General features: G+C 30.7%; 23 protein-coding genes. 14 read left to right on the top strand and 9 right to left on the bottom strand.

From position 1 onward, the window contains the following. Positions 1-43 precede the first annotated feature (43 nt). From rnhB to atwA, 9 genes are all read left to right on the top strand, one after another. The gene (gene rnhB / locus EDC42_RS00605; protein WP_069575299.1) at positions 44-658 is read left to right on the top strand and encodes a ribonuclease HII; all 615 of its coding nucleotides are present in this window, start codon (positions 44-46) and stop codon (positions 656-658) included. A gap of 93 nt (positions 659-751) precedes the next feature. Continuing rightward, entirely contained in the window at positions 752-1,591 is an 840-nt protein-coding gene (locus tag EDC42_RS00600) for a MotA/TolQ/ExbB proton channel family protein (protein ID WP_069575298.1), read from the top strand. A gap of 8 nt (positions 1,592-1,599) precedes the next feature. Further along, positions 1,600-2,010 carry an ExbD/TolR family protein gene (locus EDC42_RS00595; protein ID WP_069575297.1) on the top strand — a complete coding sequence of 137 codons (411 nt, stop codon included), beginning with the start codon at positions 1,600-1,602 and terminating at the stop codon, positions 2,008-2,010. Between the two features lie 17 nt (positions 2,011-2,027). After that, on the top strand, positions 2,028-2,654 hold the full coding sequence (locus tag EDC42_RS00590; protein WP_069575294.1) for an IMP cyclohydrolase: 627 nt from the start codon (positions 2,028-2,030) through the stop codon (positions 2,652-2,654). 25 nt (positions 2,655-2,679) lie between these two features. Next, positions 2,680-3,453 carry a coenzyme F420-0:L-glutamate ligase gene (locus EDC42_RS00585; protein WP_069575292.1) on the top strand — a complete coding sequence of 258 codons (774 nt, stop codon included), beginning with the start codon at positions 2,680-2,682 and terminating at the stop codon, positions 3,451-3,453. A gap of 9 nt (positions 3,454-3,462) precedes the next feature. Beyond that, a complete protein-coding gene (gene cofD, locus EDC42_RS00580; RefSeq protein WP_069575290.1) occupies positions 3,463-4,368 on the top strand; it encodes a 2-phospho-L-lactate transferase in 906 nt (301 codons plus the stop codon). 19 nt (positions 4,369-4,387) lie between these two features. Continuing rightward, positions 4,388-5,149 (top strand): GTP cyclohydrolase III, encoded by a 762-nt coding sequence (locus EDC42_RS00575; protein WP_069575322.1) that lies wholly within the window; start codon positions 4,388-4,390, stop codon positions 5,147-5,149. 29 nt (positions 5,150-5,178) lie between these two features. Then, complete coding sequence (locus EDC42_RS00570; protein WP_069575320.1) at positions 5,179-5,889, top strand: tRNA-dihydrouridine synthase; 711 nt, start codon at positions 5,179-5,181, stop codon at positions 5,887-5,889. An 89-nt stretch (positions 5,890-5,978) separates the two neighbouring features. After that, positions 5,979-7,580, top strand: a complete 1,602-nt coding sequence (atwA, locus tag EDC42_RS00565; RefSeq protein WP_069575288.1) for a methyl coenzyme M reductase system, component A2 — start codon at positions 5,979-5,981, stop codon at positions 7,578-7,580. A gap of 5 nt (positions 7,581-7,585) precedes the next feature. Here atwA and EDC42_RS00560 read toward each other — a convergent pair whose 3' ends face one another. Then, on the bottom strand, positions 7,586-8,272 hold the full coding sequence (locus EDC42_RS00560; protein WP_069575287.1) for a M48 family metallopeptidase: 687 nt from the start codon (positions 8,270-8,272) through the stop codon (positions 7,586-7,588). A gap of 171 nt (positions 8,273-8,443) precedes the next feature. Here EDC42_RS00560 and EDC42_RS00555 point away from each other — a divergent pair, with 171 nt between their 5' ends. Genes EDC42_RS00555 through hemA form a run of 3 tightly spaced genes read left to right on the top strand, consistent with a single transcriptional unit; the run spans position 8,444 to position 10,735 of the window. Then, entirely contained in the window at positions 8,444-8,926 is a 483-nt protein-coding gene (locus tag EDC42_RS00555; protein ID WP_069575285.1) for a methanogenesis marker 9 domain-containing protein, read from the top strand. A gap of 1 nt (position 8,927) precedes the next feature. Further along, a complete protein-coding gene (locus tag EDC42_RS00550) occupies positions 8,928-9,548 on the top strand; it encodes a precorrin-2 dehydrogenase/sirohydrochlorin ferrochelatase family protein (RefSeq protein WP_069575283.1) in 621 nt (206 codons plus the stop codon). After that, complete coding sequence (gene hemA, locus EDC42_RS00545) at positions 9,545-10,735, top strand: glutamyl-tRNA reductase (protein WP_069575281.1); 1,191 nt, start codon at positions 9,545-9,547, stop codon at positions 10,733-10,735. The genes EDC42_RS00550 and hemA overlap by 4 nt, the downstream gene beginning before the upstream one ends. Before the next feature lie 15 nt (positions 10,736-10,750). Here hemA and EDC42_RS00540 read toward each other — a convergent pair whose 3' ends face one another. Next, complete coding sequence (locus tag EDC42_RS00540; RefSeq protein WP_069575279.1) at positions 10,751-11,875, bottom strand: AAA family ATPase; 1,125 nt, start codon at positions 11,873-11,875, stop codon at positions 10,751-10,753. A 91-nt stretch (positions 11,876-11,966) separates the two neighbouring features. On the opposite strand from EDC42_RS00540, the gene EDC42_RS00535 reads away from it, so the two are divergent. Continuing rightward, the gene (locus tag EDC42_RS00535; protein WP_069575277.1) at positions 11,967-13,034 is read left to right on the top strand and encodes a metallophosphoesterase; all 1,068 of its coding nucleotides are present in this window, start codon (positions 11,967-11,969) and stop codon (positions 13,032-13,034) included. 35 nt (positions 13,035-13,069) lie between these two features. Next, on the top strand, positions 13,070-13,579 hold the full coding sequence (locus EDC42_RS00530; protein ID WP_069575276.1) for a zinc ribbon domain-containing protein: 510 nt from the start codon (positions 13,070-13,072) through the stop codon (positions 13,577-13,579). Here the strand turns inward: EDC42_RS00530 and EDC42_RS00525 are convergent. The 7 genes from EDC42_RS00525 to top6B form a co-directional block, all read right to left on the bottom strand. Beyond that, a complete protein-coding gene (locus EDC42_RS00525) occupies positions 13,576-14,409 on the bottom strand; it encodes a TIM barrel protein (protein ID WP_069575319.1) in 834 nt (277 codons plus the stop codon). The two genes, EDC42_RS00530 and EDC42_RS00525, sit on opposite strands and share 4 nt — an antisense overlap. 31 nt (positions 14,410-14,440) lie before the next feature. Next, positions 14,441-15,457, bottom strand: a complete 1,017-nt coding sequence (locus EDC42_RS00520) for a phosphorylating glyceraldehyde-3-phosphate dehydrogenase (RefSeq protein ID WP_069575274.1) — start codon at positions 15,455-15,457, stop codon at positions 14,441-14,443. Positions 15,458-15,764: 307 nt separating this feature from the next. Then, entirely contained in the window at positions 15,765-15,968 is a 204-nt protein-coding gene (locus tag EDC42_RS00515) for a heavy-metal-associated domain-containing protein (RefSeq protein WP_069575272.1), read from the bottom strand. A 30-nt stretch (positions 15,969-15,998) separates the two neighbouring features. Then, entirely contained in the window at positions 15,999-17,867 is a 1,869-nt protein-coding gene (locus EDC42_RS00510; RefSeq protein ID WP_069575271.1) for a heavy metal translocating P-type ATPase, read from the bottom strand. Positions 17,868-17,928: 61 nt separating this feature from the next. Continuing rightward, on the bottom strand, positions 17,929-18,201 hold the full coding sequence (locus tag EDC42_RS00505) for a metal-sensing transcriptional repressor (RefSeq protein WP_069575269.1): 273 nt from the start codon (positions 18,199-18,201) through the stop codon (positions 17,929-17,931). A gap of 106 nt (positions 18,202-18,307) precedes the next feature. Beyond that, positions 18,308-19,402: a DNA topoisomerase IV subunit A gene (locus EDC42_RS00500; RefSeq protein WP_069575267.1), complete on the bottom strand. Its 1,095-nt coding sequence runs from the start codon at positions 19,400-19,402 to the stop codon at positions 18,308-18,310. Positions 19,403-19,411: 9 nt separating this feature from the next. Then, the gene (top6B, locus tag EDC42_RS00495) at positions 19,412-21,115 is read right to left on the bottom strand and encodes a DNA topoisomerase VI subunit B (RefSeq protein WP_069575266.1); all 1,704 of its coding nucleotides are present in this window, start codon (positions 21,113-21,115) and stop codon (positions 19,412-19,414) included. Positions 21,116-21,328 lie beyond the last annotated feature (213 nt).

Genomic DNA, 21,328 nt, shown 5'->3' with positions numbered 1-21,328 from the left:
TATTTTTATTTATTTCTTTTTACTTTTTTTTTAACTGATTTTTATGGATATTTTAGGAATTGATGAAGCGGGTAGAGGGTCTGTTTTAGGTCCAATGGTTATTGCAGGAGTTATTGTTCCTGAAAAAATGGATAAAGTTCTTGAAAGAATGGGTGTTAAAGATTCTAAAAGACTTACTCCTAACAGACGTACTATTCTATCTAGAAAATTAAGAAAGATGTTTGAATATGAAATTGTAGTAATTTCTGCTCGTGAAATTGATGAATTAAGGGCGAATGGTATTAATCTTAATGAAATTGAAAAAAATGCTATGGAAAGCATTATTTTAAAATTAAAACCTGAAAAAACTATTGTTGATGCAGTAGATGTTAAAGCTGAACGTTTCCAAGAGAATTTGTGCAATGACACATGTTGCAATGTTGTTGCCGAACATAAAGCTGATGATAAGTATATTGAAGTTAGTGCAGCATCTATTATTGCTAAAGCTGAAAGGGATGCCCATATTAATGAGATTAATATGGATTATGTTAATTTTGGAGGTATTGGTTCAGGTTATCCTTCAGATCCAACTACAAAAAAATTTTTAACTAATTATACTTATGATGAAATGCCTGATTTTGTTAGAAAATCATGGGCTACTGTTGCAAAAATGAAGTAATTAGACACTTTTTTTAAACAATATTTAAGTATATGAATTTATAAAATAATTCTTATAACAAATTTTCAATTTAATATTTTATAGAGGATGAAAATGATTATTGAGAGTATTATGCCATTTGTTGATGGGATAGTGGATATTTTTACTCAAGGGGGATTTATTACATATATAATTCTTTTCATTGGGATTTATGGTCTTATTATTGGATTAAGAAAGATAGCATATCTTAGAAAAATTAGTAAAGTGGACACAACTGAAATATTTGGGGTTGTAACTGCATCTATGGAAAGAGGAGGGGCTGTAGAGGCTTTAAAACAGATAAATGGTTTTAAAAATCCTATTTCTAGAATTATTTCTGAAACTTTAAAAATTGGTTATAAAAATAAGACTGAAGTTGAAGAAAGTATGGAGCAAATATTCATTGTTGAAGTTGGAAAAATGACTAAAGGATTAAGTACTATTAAAACACTTACGGAACTAGCACCATTTTTAGGATTAATCGGTACTGTTATCGGTATTTGGTTGACTTTTAAATCATTAGGTGTCCATCCGGATTCTGCTGCAATGGCAGAAGGTATTTATGTTGCATTGACTACAACAATCATGGGTCTTTTAGTTGCAATTGTTTTATTGCCTATTCATACTTATATCCAAGGTCTTATTGAAGTGGAAATGGATAAAATTGAACTGGCTACGAAAATGACCAATTGGGGTTATGCTGTAGTTAAAGTTAGAGTTGATTCAAATGTTGAATGTGCACTTGAAGCATTACAGGAAGCGGAAGGTGTTGTTAATACAAGATTGATTTCTGATCCATACGCCAATATCAAGGTTTCTTTTAAACCAAGCATGTTGGATAAAAGTATTTCTAATATTATATTGGAAAAATGTAATGTTAATGCTGAAATTACTGAAAGTAAACTAAAACAATAGGTGATTGGATGGCAATTGATGTTGGAAAGCATAAAAAGAAAATTTCGGACAGCAAACCAAGTATCAATTTAGTTCCGTTTATTGATATTTTATTCACAATAATGATTTTTTTAGTAGTAACAAGTAATTTTTCAGCTGATGTTCAAACGGATGATTCGGATGTTACAGATGGTGGAAGTGGAAAACCTAATGTTACTTCTGTTTCAGGTGATTCTGAATACTATGTAATGCCTGTAGCTAATTTACATAAAGTTACAGTTAATGGTGTTGATAAGTCAGACACGATTCTGAATAGTGCTGTTGGTGTTCAAGCAAATGTAATTGATAATGGTAAAATTACAATTAAACCTGGCGAAATTGATATTACAACTCCTGATGGAGTTTCACCGGATAAAGCTGTTCAGCGTCCACAACTTTAAAAATTGAGGAATAAAAAATGTATACAGGTAGAATTTTATCAACTGGAATGAACTGTGAAGGTAAACCTTTTATAGCATATAGGGTATCAAGCAGATCATTTCCAAATAGGCAATGTCTTAAATTTGAAAATCGTGCAGCTATTGTTCCAAAAGAAGGATTTGAAAAAGATATTTTTGAAAATCCTTATATTACATACAATTGTATTCGTATTGTAGATGATGTTGCAATTGTATCTAATGGATCTCAAACTGATGTTATATCAGATAAAATTTCTTTGGGAATGAATTTGAGAGATGCAATGGCATATTCATTACTTACTATGGATTATGAAAAAGATAGTTATAATACTCCAAGAATTGCAGCAGTCGTTACAGCCAGTACTGATGAAGATGGATACGGATGTTATATTGGGATAGTTAATGATAATAAAATTTTAGTTGAACAAGTTCCACATGGTAAAGCAGCATTCATTTCAACATATGGCAGTCAAGTTCCAGATACAGTTGATTTCGATGCAAAAACTGCTAATGAATGTGCCAAATTTATTTTTGATGAAGGTGCTTTTGCAGATTACGAAAAACCGGTAACTTCTTCTGCTGCGATTTTTGATGGGGAATGGGCAATTGATGTCTATAATCCATAACTTTTCTTTTTTTAACTTTTTTTAGATGATTATTATGAGTATTGAATTATTTGGTTTAGAGAATATTCCTATTATTGACGGCAATAGTGATATTTCAAAAATTATTAAAGAAGCTATTGAAAAACAGGGCTGTAATCTTTGTCATGGAGACATTATATTAATTGCAGAGACTTTAATTTCAAAAGCTGAAGAGAATTTTATAAAATTAGATGAATTAACTCCATCAACTCAAGCTATTGAATTGGCTAAGAAAGCTAAAAAAGATCCAAAATTAGTTGAATCTATAATTCAACAATCTAATGAAATTGTTGCTGTCGGTCCAAAGTTCATCATAACTGAGACTGTTCATGGTTTTGTTTGTGCTAATGCAGGTATTGATGAATCAAATGTAGGTGATGGTTTAGTTACTCTAATGCCTAATGATGCTGATATTTCTGCTTTAAATATTCGTAAATATTTGGAAAATGAATTTGATGAAGAAATTGCAGTTATTATAACTGATACTCAAGGAAGAGCATTTAGGTTTGGTGCTGTTGGTACTGCAATTGGATGTTCTGGTATTTCGCCGATATGGAAAAGAGTTGGTGAAAAAGATTTGTATGGTAGGGAATTGGAAACTACTGAAATTGCAACATGTGATGAATTGGCTTCAGCAGCATCTCTTATAATGGGTCAAGCTGATGAAGGTCTTCCAGTTGTTGTTATTCGCGGTTTTGATGGTTTTGATAAATTAAGAGATGTTGATTCAAATATCAAATCAGTACTTATGCCAAAAGAATTTGATGTATTTAGAAACTAAGTGATTTTTATGATTACTGTTTTATCTGGTGGAACAGGTACTCCAAAATTATTACAAGGATTAAAAGAAGTTGTTGACCCTAAAGATTTGACAATTATTGTTAACACACTAGAAAATGATTATTTTTCTGGTGTTTATGTCTCTGCAGATATTGATACTGTATTATATACTATGGCAGATATAATTAATGATGAATTTTGGTATGGTGTTAAAAATGACACTTTTATCACTCATAATCGTCTTGAAGAACTTGGATGTTCTGAACTGCTTAGAATTGGGGACATTGATCGTGCAACTAAAATACAAAAGACTCAATTGATGGAAAAATATGGTCTTGGCAAGGCATGTGAAATTCAGGCAAAAAATATGAATATTCAATCAAAAATTATTCCAATGAGTGAAGAGGATTCTGATATTAAGATTATTACTGATATTGGAGAATTGGAATTCCATGATTTTTTAATTAAACATCAATCTGAACCTGAAGTGTCGGATCTTAAATTTTCTAAAGTTTCTCCAACTGAAGGAGTCATTGAGGCGATTGAAAATTCGGAAGCAGTAATTATTGGTCCGTCAAATCCAATTACTTCAATTTCACCAATATTGTCTTTAGATGGTGTTTGTGATGCTTTAAAAGATACTTACGTTGTAGCTGTATCTCCAATTGTTGGTTCAGACTCTGTTTCTGGACCTGCAAATAAATTCATGAAGGCATTAAATATTGATGTTTCATCTTATGGTGTTGCATCAATATATGAAGATTTTTTAGATACAATTGTAATTGATGTACAAGATAATGATAAAAAAGATGAAATAAATCAAATAGTTAATAAGGTGATAATTACAAATACAATTATGAATAATTTAGATGCTAAAAAAAATTTGGCTGAAATTATTATTGATAGTATTCCTTAATATGGAAAGAGGTTATTCAATGATACAAATGACATTAATACAAATTGATAATTACGGTCCTTGGACTGTTACTCCAAGACCAAGAACTGAATCTGACTTACAAATTCTTCAAGCAAGATTATTCGCTGATTTAAATAGTTATTTTGGATCTAAAAAAGGTTTAGTTTTCTTTACTCGATTTGATAACTTACTTGCAATTTCAAATGGTATAGATGAAGAAGACCATTTAAGAATTCAAAGATCTATTAGAAATAAATATCCTATTACTGTAAGTATGGGTGTGGGTGCTGCTGAAACTCCACATGAAGCTCAAAAATTAGCTACTATTGCTCTTCAGAAAGCAGGTAGTGCTCAATCTGGAGAAAGAAAAGAAATTTTGGCTATTGATAGTTTAGTTGATGAGGAAAATAGCTTTGTTCAGGCAGCGCATATTGATATTAACAGTGTCACAGAAACTTTCACTGATATTGAATCTGCTTTTGATACAAGTTTTAGTGTTAATAAGGCTCAACATTACTTAATGACTAAATTGATTAAAAAGGGATCATTGCTATTCTTTATTGGTGGGGACAATTTTATGGCTCCATGTAATGGATTATCTGAAAAAGAGATTGAAAATTTAATGATTGAAATTGATGAAGAGATTGGTATTAAACTTAAAGCCGGTATTGGAAGAGCTAAAAATGCTGAAGATGCTGCATATATGGCAGATATTGGATTAGAAGAAATTCGTGCACACAATAATGGAATGTGGACTTGGGTTGTTGAAAAAGAAGATTGAGGAATTCTATGCTTAAGGTAGTTGCTCCAATGGCAGGTATAACTAATGCTGCTTTTTTAAATAAAGTTATTCCTTATGGATTTAATGTAGCTACTTTGGGAGGATACAGTTTAGATTCCCCAACTATTGAAGCAAGTAAAAAAATTATTCAGCGAGGAAGGAAAGAATTTGATTTTCCTTTGGATGTGATTTTTAATCATATTGAAAATGAAGTGGATTTAATTAAAAAATATCATAAGAATGTAAAAGTTTCGGCGAATGTACGTGCATCAAATCCTCAACCGATAATTCATGTTGGAAATATTAAAAAGTTGGATATTGTAGAAATTAATTGTCATTGTCGTCAAAAAGAAATTTTAGATGTTGGTTGTGGACAGGAAATGTTAAAACGGGATGATTTAAAAAAATTCATCTCTCAAATTGTTGATAATGTTGATAGTGAAGTTTCTGTTAAAATTAGGGCTAATGTTGACGGTATTGATACATTAGAAATAGCTAATATTATTGCAGATGCCGGAGCAGATTATTTGCATGTTGATGCAATGAAAAAAGGTGTTTTTGAAGCCGATTGGGAACTTTTACGAAGTATTTGTAATGATGTTGATATTAATGTCATTGGAAATAATTCTGTAAATTCTGAGATTAATGTTAGAAAAATGATTGGCACTGGTGTTGATGGTTTTTCAATAGCTCGTTCAGTTATTTCTGGAAATTTGGAATTTGATATCTCTGATTTTTAATTTTTTTAAAACAATTGTTATTTAAAACAATTGTTATTAGAAAGTATTATTAATACTTGAATATATAAATTAGTTTAATAGGTGATTTCATGGATTTTATAACACTTAAAAATATTACTAAAACTTTTGATGGTGTTGATGTTCTTAAAAATATAAATTTGAAAATTAATGAAGGGGAAACCTTAGGTATTTTAGGTCGTAGTGGAAGTGGAAAGTCTGTTTTAATTAATATGCTTAGAGGTACATCAGACTATAAACCTGATGCAGGTCAAATATTAGTTAATGTAGCAGTTTGTCCTGATTGTTTAGCAGTAGATTCACCATCTCATGTTGGTGAAAAATGTAGTTGTGGAGCTACTTTAGAAGCGAAAGAAGTAGATTTCTTTAATTCTGAGAGAAAATTATTTGCAAGTATTAAAAGAAGAATTTCCATCATGTTACAACGTAACTTTGCATTATATGATGAAGAAACTGTAATTGAAAATGTAATGAGGGCAATGCCCGAGGGCAAAGATTATGATGAGAAAATCTACGAAGCATTGGAATTATTAGAAATGGTTCAAATGAATCATAGGATTACTCATATCGCTCGTGATTTAAGTGGAGGGGAAAAACAAAGAGTCGTACTTGCAAGGCAATTAGCTAAGTCTCCAATGATGTTTTTAGCTGATGAACCTACAGGAACTTTAGATCCTCAAACTGCAATTAAACTTCATAATACCTTGAAAGAAGGCGTTAAAGATAAAGGAATCACCATGTTAATCACTTCTCATTGGCCAGAAGTAATGATTGAATTAGCAGATAGTGTAATCTGGTTGGAAGAGGGTCAAATCAAAGAGGAAGGCGAACCGGAGAAAGTGGTAAATGAATTTGTAGCTACAATCCCTATTCCTGAAAAACCAGAAATTCCTGAATTTGGAGAACCAGAAGTTGTTCTTGAAGATGTTAAGAAGCATTATTACTCTATTGAACGTGGGGTTGTTAAAGCAGTAGATGGTGTGAGTTTAAATATCAATAAAGAAGAAATTTTTGGTATTGTGGGCTTAAGTGGTTCTGGAAAAACCACTACAACTAGAATGTTAATGGGATTAACTGAACCAAGCAGTGGTAATATTCAAATTAAACTTGGTGATGAATGGATTGACATGACTAAAGTTGGACCTCTTAACCGTGGTCGTATCATGCCTTATATTGGTTTATTACATCAAGAATATTCTTTATATCCTCATAGGACTGTTCTTGGTAACTTGACCGATGCAATCAGTTTAAATTTACCTGCAGAATTTGGTAAAATCAAAGCTATTCATGCATTGACTACTGTAGGTTTTGCAGATGATGTCGCTGCAAGCATTCTTGATAAATATCCTGATCAATTGAGTGTAGGTGAAAAGCATAGGGTTGCTTTAGCTCAGGTTTTAATTAAAGAACCTAATTTAATTGTTTTAGATGAACCGACAGGTACTATGGATCCAATTACTCGTGTCATTGTATCAGATTCAATTCTAAAAGCACGTACTGAATTAGAACAAACATTCATTATCATTTCTCACGATATGGATTTTGTTTTAGATGTCTGTGATAGGGCTGCTTTAATGAGAGGAGGTAAACTTTTGGATATTGGTACTCCTGAAGAAATAGTTGATAAATTGACTGCTGATGAAAAAGAGGATATGCTTAAAGAAAATAGATAATTTTCTTATTCATTCAATTCTTTTTTTATTTTTTTCCAGTCCGGACAGAATTTGTCTATTAATTTTTTAAATTTTTCACCGTGATTGAATTCTATTAAATGACATAATTCATGTATCATTACATATTCTAGGCATTTTGGGTCTTTTTTTGCTAAATTTAAATTTAAGGTTATTCTTCTATCTTGTCTACAATTTCCCCAATTTTTCATTTTCCTAACTTTAACTTCGGATGGTTTTTGTCCAACAATGAGACTACATTTTTCTAACACTTGAGGTATTGCATTCTGAAGTTCTTTTCTATAAAAATCAATTAATATTTCCTCTCTTGCCTTTATTGTACTTTTTTTAGGTAGTGGCAAGTACATAATACTGGTGTCTTCATCAATTAGAACATGTTCTATGTTGTCATTTTTAATTAATTGTAGTGTGTATTCTCTGCCCCATAATTGATGTTTTTCACCACTAATAAATTTTAAAGGAGGTTGAATATTATTATTTAAAATAAATTCTTGTTTTTTTAAAATCCAATTTTTTCGAGATTTGATAAACATAATTACTTCATTATTTGGTAAAAATAATGGGACAGATAGTTTTACATCACCTTTTGGAGGTAGGACTCGAAGATACATATTTTTAATATTTTTTCTCTCTAATGTGATGGTTATGTCTTCGACTATTAATTTTTCTTTCATAAAAATCTATATTTAAATTTGTAATGGGAATATTAAAATTTAATCATTGTTAAAAATATATTTCTTTTATAAAAAAGATTATATATTCTTAGTTAAAATAAATTATATTATTATTTTATAATTATTTTTAATGATTATTTACAATGATGAATGATTTTTTGGAGGTTTATTATGACTTGGGAAGATGCACCATCTCATATTTGTAGGGGAGGAGACATTAGGGGGCTTGCTTTTTGTTGTCCTCCAGTTAAACCATGCCCAATTTTAAATGCATTGCAGGAAGTTAATTTAACTCCTAAGGAATATATTGAAATTAAAACTCAATTTGCTAAAGAAACCAGGTTAGGTGAGGGAGCAGGAACTTGTTTCGGATCACTTGTATGGTGTTGCAAACCATCCAAACCCTGCCCATTAAGAGACATGACTTTAAAAAATATGGGAATGAGTCATGATGAATATTTGGACTTAAAAAAAGAATTATCTGAACGGTTGGTAGGTGTTAAAAAACCAGATCCTGATGAAAAAGCCGAAGCATTGGCTGAAACATTTAATGTTACAAAACTTGAAGCTATGAATATTTTAAATGAATGTAATGATGATTTAAGGGCGGCTGTAAAAGTTTTACATGCAAGATCTCTTGAGAATTCTGATTAAAATGGACTGGACATCTCTTTACTTAAAAACATTTGATTTTAATGTTTTTATTTTAGGTACTGGCGAAGTTGCAACTAGGCGAGCAAATAAATTTTTAGATCATGGGGCTAATGTTAAATTAGTTGGAGATAGTTTACCTAAGGAATTGAAATATAAAGGAGCTAGTTTATGCTCTGTTAGTGATGTTGATGATTTAATTGATTGGTCTGATTTGGTTGTTATAGCTAGTGGTGATAGGGAGTTATCTGATTATGTTAGTGGAATTGCTAAAAATAAACTTATTAATCGTGCAGATTTTCCACAAGAAGGGAATGTAATTGTTCCAACAAGTTTTAATATTGGTGAAATTGAGATTTCTATTTTTACAGGAGGTAAAAGTCCATTAATGGCTCGCCAACTTAGAAAGAAGATACAATCAATAATCACTGAAGAAGATATTTTGGAAATCGAACTTCAGGATTATGCTCGCAAAAACTTAAAGAAACTTGTTGAAAATCAAAAAGATAGAAAAAAGTATCTTTATGAAATTTTTGAAGATGAAAAAGTTAATGTTTTGATTAAAAATAGAAAGATTGATGAAGCTAAATTGTATATTGATAATTTAATAAGGGGATTAATTTGATACTAAATTTAAGAGTTGATCATAAGATTGCGGATATTCAGTCAATGGAGGTTATTGCAAAAGACATTGATGATTTATTTGCAGAGTTACAAGAAAAATATTCTATTGGGGAATATATAGAAATCAGTACATGTAATAGGAAAGAATATTATATTCATAATAACAATATTCCTGAAGATGATGAGTTATTGTCACATGAAAATGTGAGTATTGTAATTGATTATGGTCAATCAGCTGTTATGCATTTATTACGTTTGACTTCTGGTCTGGAATCTATGATTATTGGTGAGGATCAGATTTTAGGTCAGGTGAAGGATGCAAAAAACAATGCTATTAAAAATCACCACTGCGGTAAAGTTTTAGACACAATATTTACAAAAGCTATTCATGTTGGTCAAGTTGTTAGAAATAAAACTAGAATTAATAAAGGTTCTGTTTCTATTGGATCAGCAGCAATTGATTTGGCTGAAAAACATATAGGTTCTTTAGTGGACAAATCAGTTTTGGTAATTGGGGCAGGAAAAATGGGTAAACTGGTTGCTAAAGCTCTTGCTGAAAAAGATTTAAAAGCTATTTTTGTTGCAAATAGGACTTATTATGTTGCGGTTAATCTTGCTGAAGATTTGGGTGGGGAAGCTATTTTATTCAATGATTTGGAAAAATATTTAACTACTGCTGATTTGGTTATTAGTGCAACAAGTGCTCCACATCCAGTAATTACTAAAGATCGTCTTTTAAAATGCGGTAGGAATTATGAAACATTAATGATGGTTGATATCGCTAATCCTCGCGATATATCTGAAGATGTTTGTGAATTAGGTGTCAAATCATTTAACATTGATGATTTAAGAGAAATTGCTGAAATCAATACTAATCTTAGAAGGAAGGAATTTGTTGAAGCGGAATCTATCATCAATGAAGAATTCATTTTACTTAAAGAATCCTTTAAGATAATGGAATTTGATAAATTACTTGGTAATTTAAGGGCATCTATGGAGGATATAAGACAACGTGAAACTCAAAAAGCTAATGTTAAGTTAGCTGTAGATGGTAGTGTAAAAATATTGGATAATTTAACAAATTCTATTGTTAATAAAATATTTTATGATATTTCCAAAAAAGTTAAAAAAGCTGCTAAAGATGAAAATGAGGATATACTTGCAGCTTGTGAATATATTTTTAATTAAATTGGGATGTGTATATTACTCAAACATTCCTTTAATATCTTTATTTTTAATTTTACTAGATTCAATTGAGTAATCAATATTTTTCATTGTGATTGAGTCGGAATCATTAGCGATTGCATTATGAAGAGCTGTTTTTAATATTTTTTCTTTTATGTCTCTTCCAGATAATCCTTTAGTAAGTTTAACAATTTTTTCCAAATCAAGTTCATAATCTAATGGCATGCTTTTTAAGTTATTTTTCAGAATTGTTAATCTTTCTTCATCGTCAGGTAATTTAAATTCAATTTCTTCTTCAAATCTACTTCTAATAGCATAATCTAAACTATTAGGGCTATTAGTGGCACCAATGGTTATTACATGTTCGTTTTCACTTATTCCATCCATTTCAGTTAAAAAAGAGTTTACAATTTCTGAAACATCTCCTCTTAAGGATTGAAATGATCTATGAAGAGCAACTGCATCCATTTCATCTATAAAAATTATGGATGGTGAATTTTCACTAGCTTTTTTGAATAAATCATGGATTTTAGATGCACCATCACCAACATGATCTCCAATTAATGATGTTGCTTTAATTAAATACAAAGGAACTTCAAGTTCGTTAGCAAGAGCTTTAACGAGCATGGTTTTACCGGTACCTGGAAGTCCGTAAAACAGTATGTTTTTAGGTGCCCAGGGTCCAAATTTTCCAGGATGTTCTAAATATTTCATTATAACTTTAACTTTATTTTTAGCATTTGTTTGTCCAACAATATCCGAAATAGATATGTTTGATTTAAATGTAAGTTTGTCATTTTTATTTTCTAAATCGCTGGTAATTAGTTGGATTCTAGTTGTTTCAGAGATTATTGAGTTATTAGGCTTTGCTTTTATGACTTCAAAACCATAATCAGGAATTATCTTTTGATCAAATAAATGTGAGTTTTCTTTTACAACTAATCCTAACCATTGTTCACGAGCATATTCTTCAAATAGCTTTTTGTTGGTAATTTCAATATGTTCATCCATTAAATTAAATTCAAATGGATATCCAACAGGTTTTAAAATGACACATTCAGCACATTCTTTACTTTCAGCTTTTTTCAATTTTTGTTTTTGATTAGTTGTCTTAATTTCTGCTTTTTTGTTATCATTTTTCAAATCACCCACCTCCTGTATTTTTTATATGTCTAACATTTGTTTTAATTATTTAAATATTTGATGGGATATAATACATTTAGGTGTTTAAATTATGAGTTTTAGAACTAGAAGAATATTAATCATGACTCCTTTTTATATGATATTTCAGTTCTTTTTACTAAAATATTTATTATTGCTGTTTGGTGGGCTTGATGATGGCTATCTAATTATTATTGCAATAATCGTTGGGTTATTGCATTGTATGCCAATGTTTTTTGAATCTAAAAAATCAACTGTTGCAGGGCGATTTCTGACAACAATTGGAGGTGTATGGATGTGGATGTCGCTAATGTTTTTATTTGATCTCATGTTTATTTATTTAATTAAGATGTTTGTAATATTGCCTTTTGAGATAATAGTTGATTTGGTTTTGATTGTGCCGTTTTTAGGTATTTATAATTTTTATAAATCTCATAAATTAGTTATTAATGAGAAAATATTGGAATTAAATAATTTATCAAGAGATATTAATATTGTTCATTTATCTGATGTTCATTTTGGATCTGTACGTCATAAAAAAATTATCAATTTATTGGTCAATAAGTTAAAAGAACTTGAAGATACATGTGAGTTAGCTATTATTTCTGGTGATTTAGCAGATGGTTCTTCTGCTGTTGGAACTGATGATTTCTTGGCATTTAAAGATGTTGATATGCCAATAATTTTCACTCCTGGAAATCATGATTTCTATCCAGGTATTGATAATGTTATAAATGCTTGTAAAAACGCTGGAATTATTGTTTTAGATAATGAAAAAAAGGAATTTGGTGATTTAAGTATTTTTGGTTTAACATTTAGTTTTGAAGATAGGTGTGTTCCAAAAATTGATGAAAGTTGGATAAATCCGAATTTAATCAATATTATAAATTATCATGTTCCTTATTATTGGGATGAATTTTCTAAGTTAGGATTTGATATTCAACTTTCAGGCCATACACATGGCGGACAATTTTATCCAGCTATTTGGTTTGCAAATATATTATTCAAATATAATAAGGGATTATTTAAAAATAATTTAGGAAAATATTTGCATGTTACAACTGGTGTAGGTTCAATGGATACTCCAATGAGATGGGGAACTGATTCAGAAATTGTTATTTTAAAATTGAAAAAAGCATAGTATTTATTAAAAGGTAATGTTAAAATAATAAGTGTATGACTATTAACGATAATCATAATCATTTTTGTATTTATTGTGGGGCTAAACTAGATTTCGGTCAACACTTTTGCACTAAATGTGGAAAAGAAGTTGTTCATGCTGAACCAACTTATGAGATTGTTTCCAGATATTATGACTTATTATATGATATTGAGCAGGAATATGATGCTAAACAAGAAAGGGCAAAGGAATTAGTCAATAAACTCTTCGATCCTGCCCACATGTCTTATAATAAATTTTTATCTTCCATCAATAAATCTAATGGGTTATTTAATAATCAATTGGATGTTGCAAAAAGGATGATTGAAGTATATGATGGAACTAAAGATTTTATTGAGCATGAAATTGACAATAAAATCAGAACATTACAAACATTTGTTGATAAGATGAATGATTTAATTGATGAAATGGTTATTCATTTAAGTTCTAATAAGCAAGATACAGGGGATATAAATAATCTTTTTGAGGATATGGATGATTTAATAGATTCTGTAAAAGATTATTAAATCATTTCTTCATATTTTTTTTTCATTTTAAGTGAATCAATATCTCTAAGTGGAGTTTCACATATGATATTTGCATTCCAGCCATTATCAATTAAATTGGAGAGTAAATCGTCTATGTTTGGCCCGTAATCATTTTCATCTAATGTATGATGTTTTATCTCCCCACCTTTGCCGTATTCAATGGTTGTAAAATGACAATGTAGGATATCAATATTTAATTGGTTTTCAATTGTTGAAAAAATACAATTATAATCTTCTTTTTTGTTCAAAAAACCTCTGCCTCTTGCATGAATATGTGCAAAATCGATTGTTGGTTCAAAATGGTCAAAGCTAGCACATAATTCAACAACTTCCCTTATATTTCCAAGTTGTGTTCTTTTACCTGTTGTTTCTGGTGCAAATGTAAACTCTTCAATTCCTTCAGATTCAAGTTCTTCAAATAATCTATTGATGGTATTTCGTGATATTTCCATTGCTTTTTCAGGTTTTCTATTTAAATAAGCGCCAGGGTGGAATACTAATCTATAGGCGCCCATCCATTCACCTGCACGTGCGGCAGCTATTAAATGGTCAATGCTTTTATCAAGTTTTGATTCTTCTTTTGCACATAGATTAATATAATATGGGGCATGCATTGAAATTAAAACATCATGTTTTTCAGATTCTTCTTTTAATGTACTTGCAGATGATTCTCCAATTCTTACTCCATAAGGTGATTGGTATTCATAAGAGTCAAGACCTTCTTCTGAAATATATTTTGGAGCTTTATATGCTGCACCTTTATAATCAACGGGGCTTCCTGCAGGTCCAAAAATCACTTTTTGTTTCATTTGAATCGTTAAAAATAGTAAAAGAGGGAATTTATAATATTCCCATAGCTTTGTTAGTTTTTGCAATGGATTTTTCGTTGTCACTTTCCATTTCTAAAAGTGCACGAATAGCATCAATATTTTCTGGAACAACATCAGATTCTTGATGAACTGCTTGCATATAGAATAATTCATTTCCTACAACATTTATTGATTCTCTCCAAACTGGGATTTCATATAAATCATTTCTGTTTCTTCCAAGTTCTTTAGCGTATTCCATTAGTTCTGCAGTAGATCCTAAACCATCTTCTGCAGAAACAACCATTACTCTAGAACGTTTTTCTAATGATTCAACAATGTCTTCAGTTTCCACTTCGTTATTAATTTCCACCATGATGTTGTGCTGGTGCATTAATGTGGTAGGCACGAGTAATGCCATTGTTGTCACATCAATATCTTTCATAACAGTTTTTACATCGGGGCCGTGGTGAGAAGGTACTTTTGGAGGATTTGGTACAATTGCATTGATCGGGCCTTTTTTAATCTCAGATGGGTCAGATCCTCTTCTTACCATTACTGCTCTAACTTTTTTAATATTTGCAATTGGATCAATTGTAGATAATGTACGGGTTAATCCAGTAGTGTTACAGGATACGACTCTTGTGTAATCTGCACCATATGATTCATCATAATTAGACATGGCATTAAATGAAAGACCAGTTAAATCATGGTCTTCTCCTCCTTGATAAATCGCTTTAACTCCTGCCTTTTTATACATTTCAAGATTCTGTGGTCCGATAGTTCCGGGAGTACAGTCAACGACTATATCTGCTTCCTGAATCATATCTTCAACAGTACCGGATATTTCAATTTCAGCATCTTTAAACATTTGTTCTCTTTCTGGAATTCCAATGTATAAAGGATAGCCTTTTTCTTCAACTGCAGTTCTTGCTTCATAGTTTGGTCTAGTTTTACTTACACCAATAACTTTCATGTCATCTTGAGCAGCTACCGCATCAGCCACTCTTTTACCGATGGTTCCATAACCATTAATTGCAACAGTTTTCATTTTAATCCCTTTTTTATTAATATAATAATTTATTATATGGTTTTAATTTTATTTTTTAAATTATTTATAATTTGATAATTTTATTCAATAATAATGATATGATATTAAAGTTATCTTAAGTGATTGTTGAGAGTAATGTTGGGCATATTAAGTAAATTTGATGAATGCCACTGAAGAGCAGATGATTTTAAATAATAAAATAAGTGCTTTGATTAGTTATTTAGCTATTTAAAGTAGATATTTAAGAATTGATTTATAAAATAAGTTTAAGTTTTATTGTTATTTTAAAAAATAAGTTGAAGAGGATTTATTCAACTTCAAATCCTGCTTCTTTTACAGCTTCATTAATGTCTTCATCACTTACATTGCCAGATAATGTTAAGGTTGTAATTCCAGAATCAAGGTCTGCTTTAGCATCATCAATTCCATCAACATCTTTTAAACATAATTCAACAGCATTTACACAGGAAGAACAGTGCATACCCACTACTTTAATTTCTTTTTCAGCCATAATATATCACCTTATGTTTTATAAAGTTAGTTAGAACATTGTTATATTTAAAGCTTTGTTTACATCGAACTGTTGGGTTCTATAATCTATTTTTGAACTTTTGTAGTTAACCAATATTGAAGAGTAAATAATTACAATCACTGATCCGATGTTGTGTATTAATGCTCCTTCAATTGGATTCAATATTCCTAAAATAGCTAGTGCCATTGCAATTATATTCAGTGTTAATGCAAATCCGATGCTTATGTTGATCGTTTTTATTGTTTTTTTCGATACCTCAATTAAATGAGGAATATTTTCTATGTTGTCTTTGATTAAAGTGATATTTGATGATTCAATCGAAAGATCGCTTCCAATATTTCCCATTGATATTCCAACATTGGATTTTCTTAGTGATGGAGCATCATTTATCCCATCTCCAATCATTGCAACTCTATGGTTTCTTATTTGCTCGTCTTTAATGTATTGGATTTTATCTTCAGGTAAGCAATTAAATTTAATATTATGTATTCTAACTTGATTTGCAATTGATTTTGCAGTATTTTCATTATCTCCTGTAAGCAATGTTGTTTTAATTCTTAATTTTTTTAGATTTTTAATTGTTGCTTTAGCATTACTGCGTATGGTATCTGCAAGGAATATTTTTCCTATTATTTTATTTCCTTTTGCAACAAAAATTTCTATTTCTCCATTACTGCTATTTTCATTGGAACCTAGAGGTATATTTTTAGATTCTAAGAATTTTTTATTTCCAGCTATTATTTGCACTCCATTTATATATCCAGTAATTCCTTTACCTATATGTATTTTGAATTCATTAACAGCTGCTAAATCGTTGTTATTATAATATTTAACAATAGCTTTTGCTAGAGGATGTTCAGATTTAGATTCAAGTGATGCTGCAAGATACATCATTTCTTGTGGATTTTCGGAGATAACTCTTATTACAGTTGGATTGCCGTAAGTTAATGTTCCGGTTTTATCAAAAATTACTTCATCAATATGGGCTAATTCTTCTAAAGATTCTCCATTTTTTACTAGGATTCCATATTTAGTTAAATTACTTACTGCTGCCATTAGTGCTGTTGGAGTTGCAAGAACTAATGCACAAGGACAGAATACTACGAGTATTGTAACTGATCTTGTTATTTCAAATGTAAATAAATATGTTAATATTGCGGCTGTAAATGCTATTACAACAATCATTGTTGCCCATTTATCAGCTGCTCTAACAATATTGGCATTTTCTGGTTTTGATGATTCAACAAGTTTAATTAATTTTTGAAGGGAACTATCTTCACTTATTTTTGTTGTTTTCATTGTAAATGATCCGTAAAGGTTAATAGTTCCACTATATACTTCGTCATTTCTTGTTTTATCTACCGGTATTGATTCTCCTGTAAGAGTAGCTTGATTAATTGATGTTTCTCCATTGATTATAATTCCATCATTTGGTATGCTTTCACCGGGAAGTATTTTTAAAATATCTCCAATTTTAACTTCTTCAATAGGTACCTTTTCTTCTGTTCCATTTTTTATTCTTGTTGCTGTTTTGGGAGTCATTTTAGCGAGTTCTTTGATTTGATTTTGTGCTTTTGCTACGGTATATTCTTCTAAAAATCCTCCAATTGCCATTATTGTTGCAATTTCCCCTGCAGCAAATATTTCACCGATAATAATGGATGCAATGATTGCTATTGACACGAGTAAATCCGCTTTAATATCAAATTCTGTGATTAATCCTTCAATACATTCCTTGAATATTGGAATCCCACATATTATTATTGAAATCCAAGAAAGATAGTCAATAGATAATAAAAATCCTAAAACTAAACTGATTGATGATACTATTATAAATATGATTTCAAGTTTTTCTTCATTTTTAAATTTTAGATTCATATTTTATAACCTCCCAATACATAGATATACCCCTTAGGGTATAAAATTATTTTAAAAAAAATTAAAGTCTAGAGTAATATTCTAAAATTGATGAAATGTCCACTAAAGCTTCATCTACATCATCTTCTTCCATAGCTTGTTTAACACAATGTTCTAAATGTCCTTCAACGATAATGTGTCCAACTTTATGTAGTGCTGATTTTGATGCATTCACCTGCATTAATATTTGTTCACAGGGAATATCTTCTTCAATCATACGATCAATTGCATTTAACTGCCCTATGATTTTTTTAAGTCTTCTGTGTAAATTTTCTGTATCCATGCATTGTTTCATAATAACACTACCTATACCTATTAGGGTATATGGATCTTTTGATATATAAACATTTTCTTAAGAAATATCTGGAAAAAATAAAAAAAGTAGAGGAAAATTTGTTTATTTAATTTTCCAATTCTTCAAGTTTTTGCGGGAAGTATGTATCCACTACATACTCAAGACCATATTTGGAGAAGGATTGCTGTTCTGCTTTTTTACCAATTTTAAGCATTTTTTTGATTTCAGTTTGCCAGAAATCGCTTTTATATCTAGGGTCTTTAGAAAGCTCTTTGAGTCTCATTACATCAACATCTTTGAGTTTATCAGTAGGTAAATCATAATTGATGATGTCGGATGCGGTTACTCCCATAAATTTAGCGTCAGGAGTTGCTAAGTCATGGTTAACATGAGCTAATTTTGCACTTCCGGAAATAATTACTTGTGCAATGTGGAATCCCCAAGGGTCTCCGTCGTTACAGATGTAAACAGGCAATCCAATTTCTTCATTAACTCTTTTAATGAATCTTCTTGTAGCACGTGCAGCTTGTCCTTTAAGTCCAACAATTAAAGTGTTGAATCTTTTGTTAGCATTTTCCTGAACCATCCTGTGGAACATTCCCATGGTTTCTACTGCAATAACTCTTTCAACACCACAGTCTAAGAATTCTACTTGGTCAATAGTTGGTGAAATTGTATAACCGGATTTTCCAGCTTTTGCAGCATTAATTTCAACGCCATCATCTAATAGTGTAATGTCTCCATATACTGATGCACCATCTTCTTCGGGCATTAAACCTAAATCTTCACGTGTGGTTCCAAGTGTTACTTCCAAATCCTCTCCAACAATGTTGGATTCTTGCTGTGTTTTAAAACTTATTCCCCAACCTTCTGAAACATAATACATTTCCCTGATTGTAGCTGTTTTTTCACGAGCAACTAAATCTTTACAGAAATTAGCAACATAAACCATCTGACCTAGTTTTCTAATCTGCTTTACATTACCTAATGATCTTCTTCCGTATCTGTCCCCTAACACATAGTATCTTTTAGCATTATCATAAACAATGTTTCCAGTACCTCTAGAAGGAACTTTAACTGAAGGAACTTTTTGTTTTTCAATATCTTCAATGATTTCTTGACCTAATCCTTTTAATTTATTGTAGGTGTATTCTTTCCTTTTCTCTCTATGGGCTTTTTGATTTTCTTTTATTTCAGTCATCTAAATCACTCAATCTTCAAATTCGTCATCAACATCATCTTCTTCGAAGCTATCTAGTGTACTGTTTCCATCAACAGCATATCCTCTTTCATCAACTTCTTCCATGATGATTGCGTCAAGTTCTTCTTCTTCCTCTTCTTCTTCAACTTTTTCACCAAGTAATTCGGCAAGAGCCCTTTTAGTAACTTTTGCTAAAACTTCCTGATATTCTGGAACTCCGGTTTCTCCAAGTTTTGCAGCTTCTTCAATAATCACAGGCATATAATCCTCGAATACTTTTGAACGTTTCTCTTTTTCTTTAGCTGCTTTTTTAGCTCTAAGGTGTTTTTGAAGTTTACGGGCTAGTTTCATAGTGGATTGTCTGATTTCGTGAACGATTTCAGGTTCTGGAGATACACTTTGTTTACCAGTTGAAAGATACGGTACTTGTGTTGAAATGATATTTACAAACAAGGTCAATGGAGTATTATCTAAGTCTTTAAGGCCGTAACGTTTCCAATCAATACTTTTAAGAGCTTCAGTAATAGCACAGCTTCCTGCATCAAAAGTCAATGGAACTCTGTTTGCAAATCTCATAATTTCAGATTTTCTTTGTTCTTTTACGACTCTTCCAGAGTCTCCGCCATATGCAAGTCCTGCTTCAATAATGAATGAAACACCGCCTTGATATGTTACAGGTTTTCTGGTAATTGTTGTTACAAATTCAGGTTTAAGAATTTGTTTCATACCTTTTTCGATTTGTTCAGATCCAATAGGTATAAGTCCATCTGTTGGAGGTGCCATGAATTTCATTTTCTTAAAGCAATGTACAATAGTTTCTGCTTCAGGGAATGTAAGGTCTTTTGGACGTTTGTTCATGTCGATTCCAGTAAGTTCAGAAATTTCATCCACTCTTTTATTGGACATTCTTGATAATGATGATGTTAACATGCTTTTATATCTTCTACTGTCTGTATTTTGTGCCATTGTCATTAAGTCGTCAGCGCTTACACCCTTTGGATGAGGTAATACTTCTTTTGGAAGGATTGGAACAATGTCTGCCGCTCTTTTGAATATGTATTTGTGTCCAGATGGATCTCTGAATGTAATTTTAGCATGTGGGTTTCCAATCATGGTTCTTCTGATGTATTCAAATGCACCTTGTTCTGCAAGAGAATATGAAACTTCTTTAAATTGTAATTCGATACATACTCCTGTGCTTTCTGCAGGATAATCTTCTCTTTCCATTAAAATTCCACGGTTGTTTTTTACATCCATTTGGAATTTCATTTTCACTCCTTTGATGTCTCCATTTTCTTTATAACATGAAATTACACGAGCAGGCTTACCTGTGGTCATTTGTGAAAGTAACACACAACCACTACAACCTAATCCTTGCTGCCCTCTAGATTGTATGTTTCTGAATTTAGATCCTGCAAACATACTACAATACACTCTCATTACATAATCTTCAGGAATGCCCGGACCATTATCTTTGAGTTTGAGTATATAATGTTCTTTTTCAACTCTTTTTAATTCAATATCGATTTCCGGTAAAATTCCTGCTTCTTCAGCTGCATCGAAACTGTTTGTAATCAATTCGTGGAATACAATGGTTAATGAACGAATCTTACCAGTAAATCCTAACATTTGCTTGTTTTTCCTAAAGAACTCAGATGGAGTCAAGTTTTTAAAATCATTTCTCCAATCGGTTCCAACATCTTGCTCTTGCAAAAAATTTTCCTCCTAAAATTACATATGTTTTATTTTATTATGTGAGGTTTTATATTTAAATGAAGTTAGAGAGCATTTGAAAAGTAATATTTTACATTACCCTATCTAACTTGCTAAATATGTAATAAAATAATAAGTTAAAAACATGTAGAAAATATAGTATTTACACTACACTATCTATATATGTTTATTAAAGTATATAATATTTTTCTA

It is taken from the genome of Methanobrevibacter gottschalkii DSM 11977 (assembly GCF_003814835.1).
Taxonomy (GTDB): Archaea; Methanobacteriota; Methanobacteria; order Methanobacteriales; family Methanobacteriaceae; genus Methanocatella; species Methanocatella gottschalkii.
The sequence above is the reverse complement of the archived record's forward strand: the minus strand, read 5'-3'. Positions and strand labels throughout refer to the sequence as shown.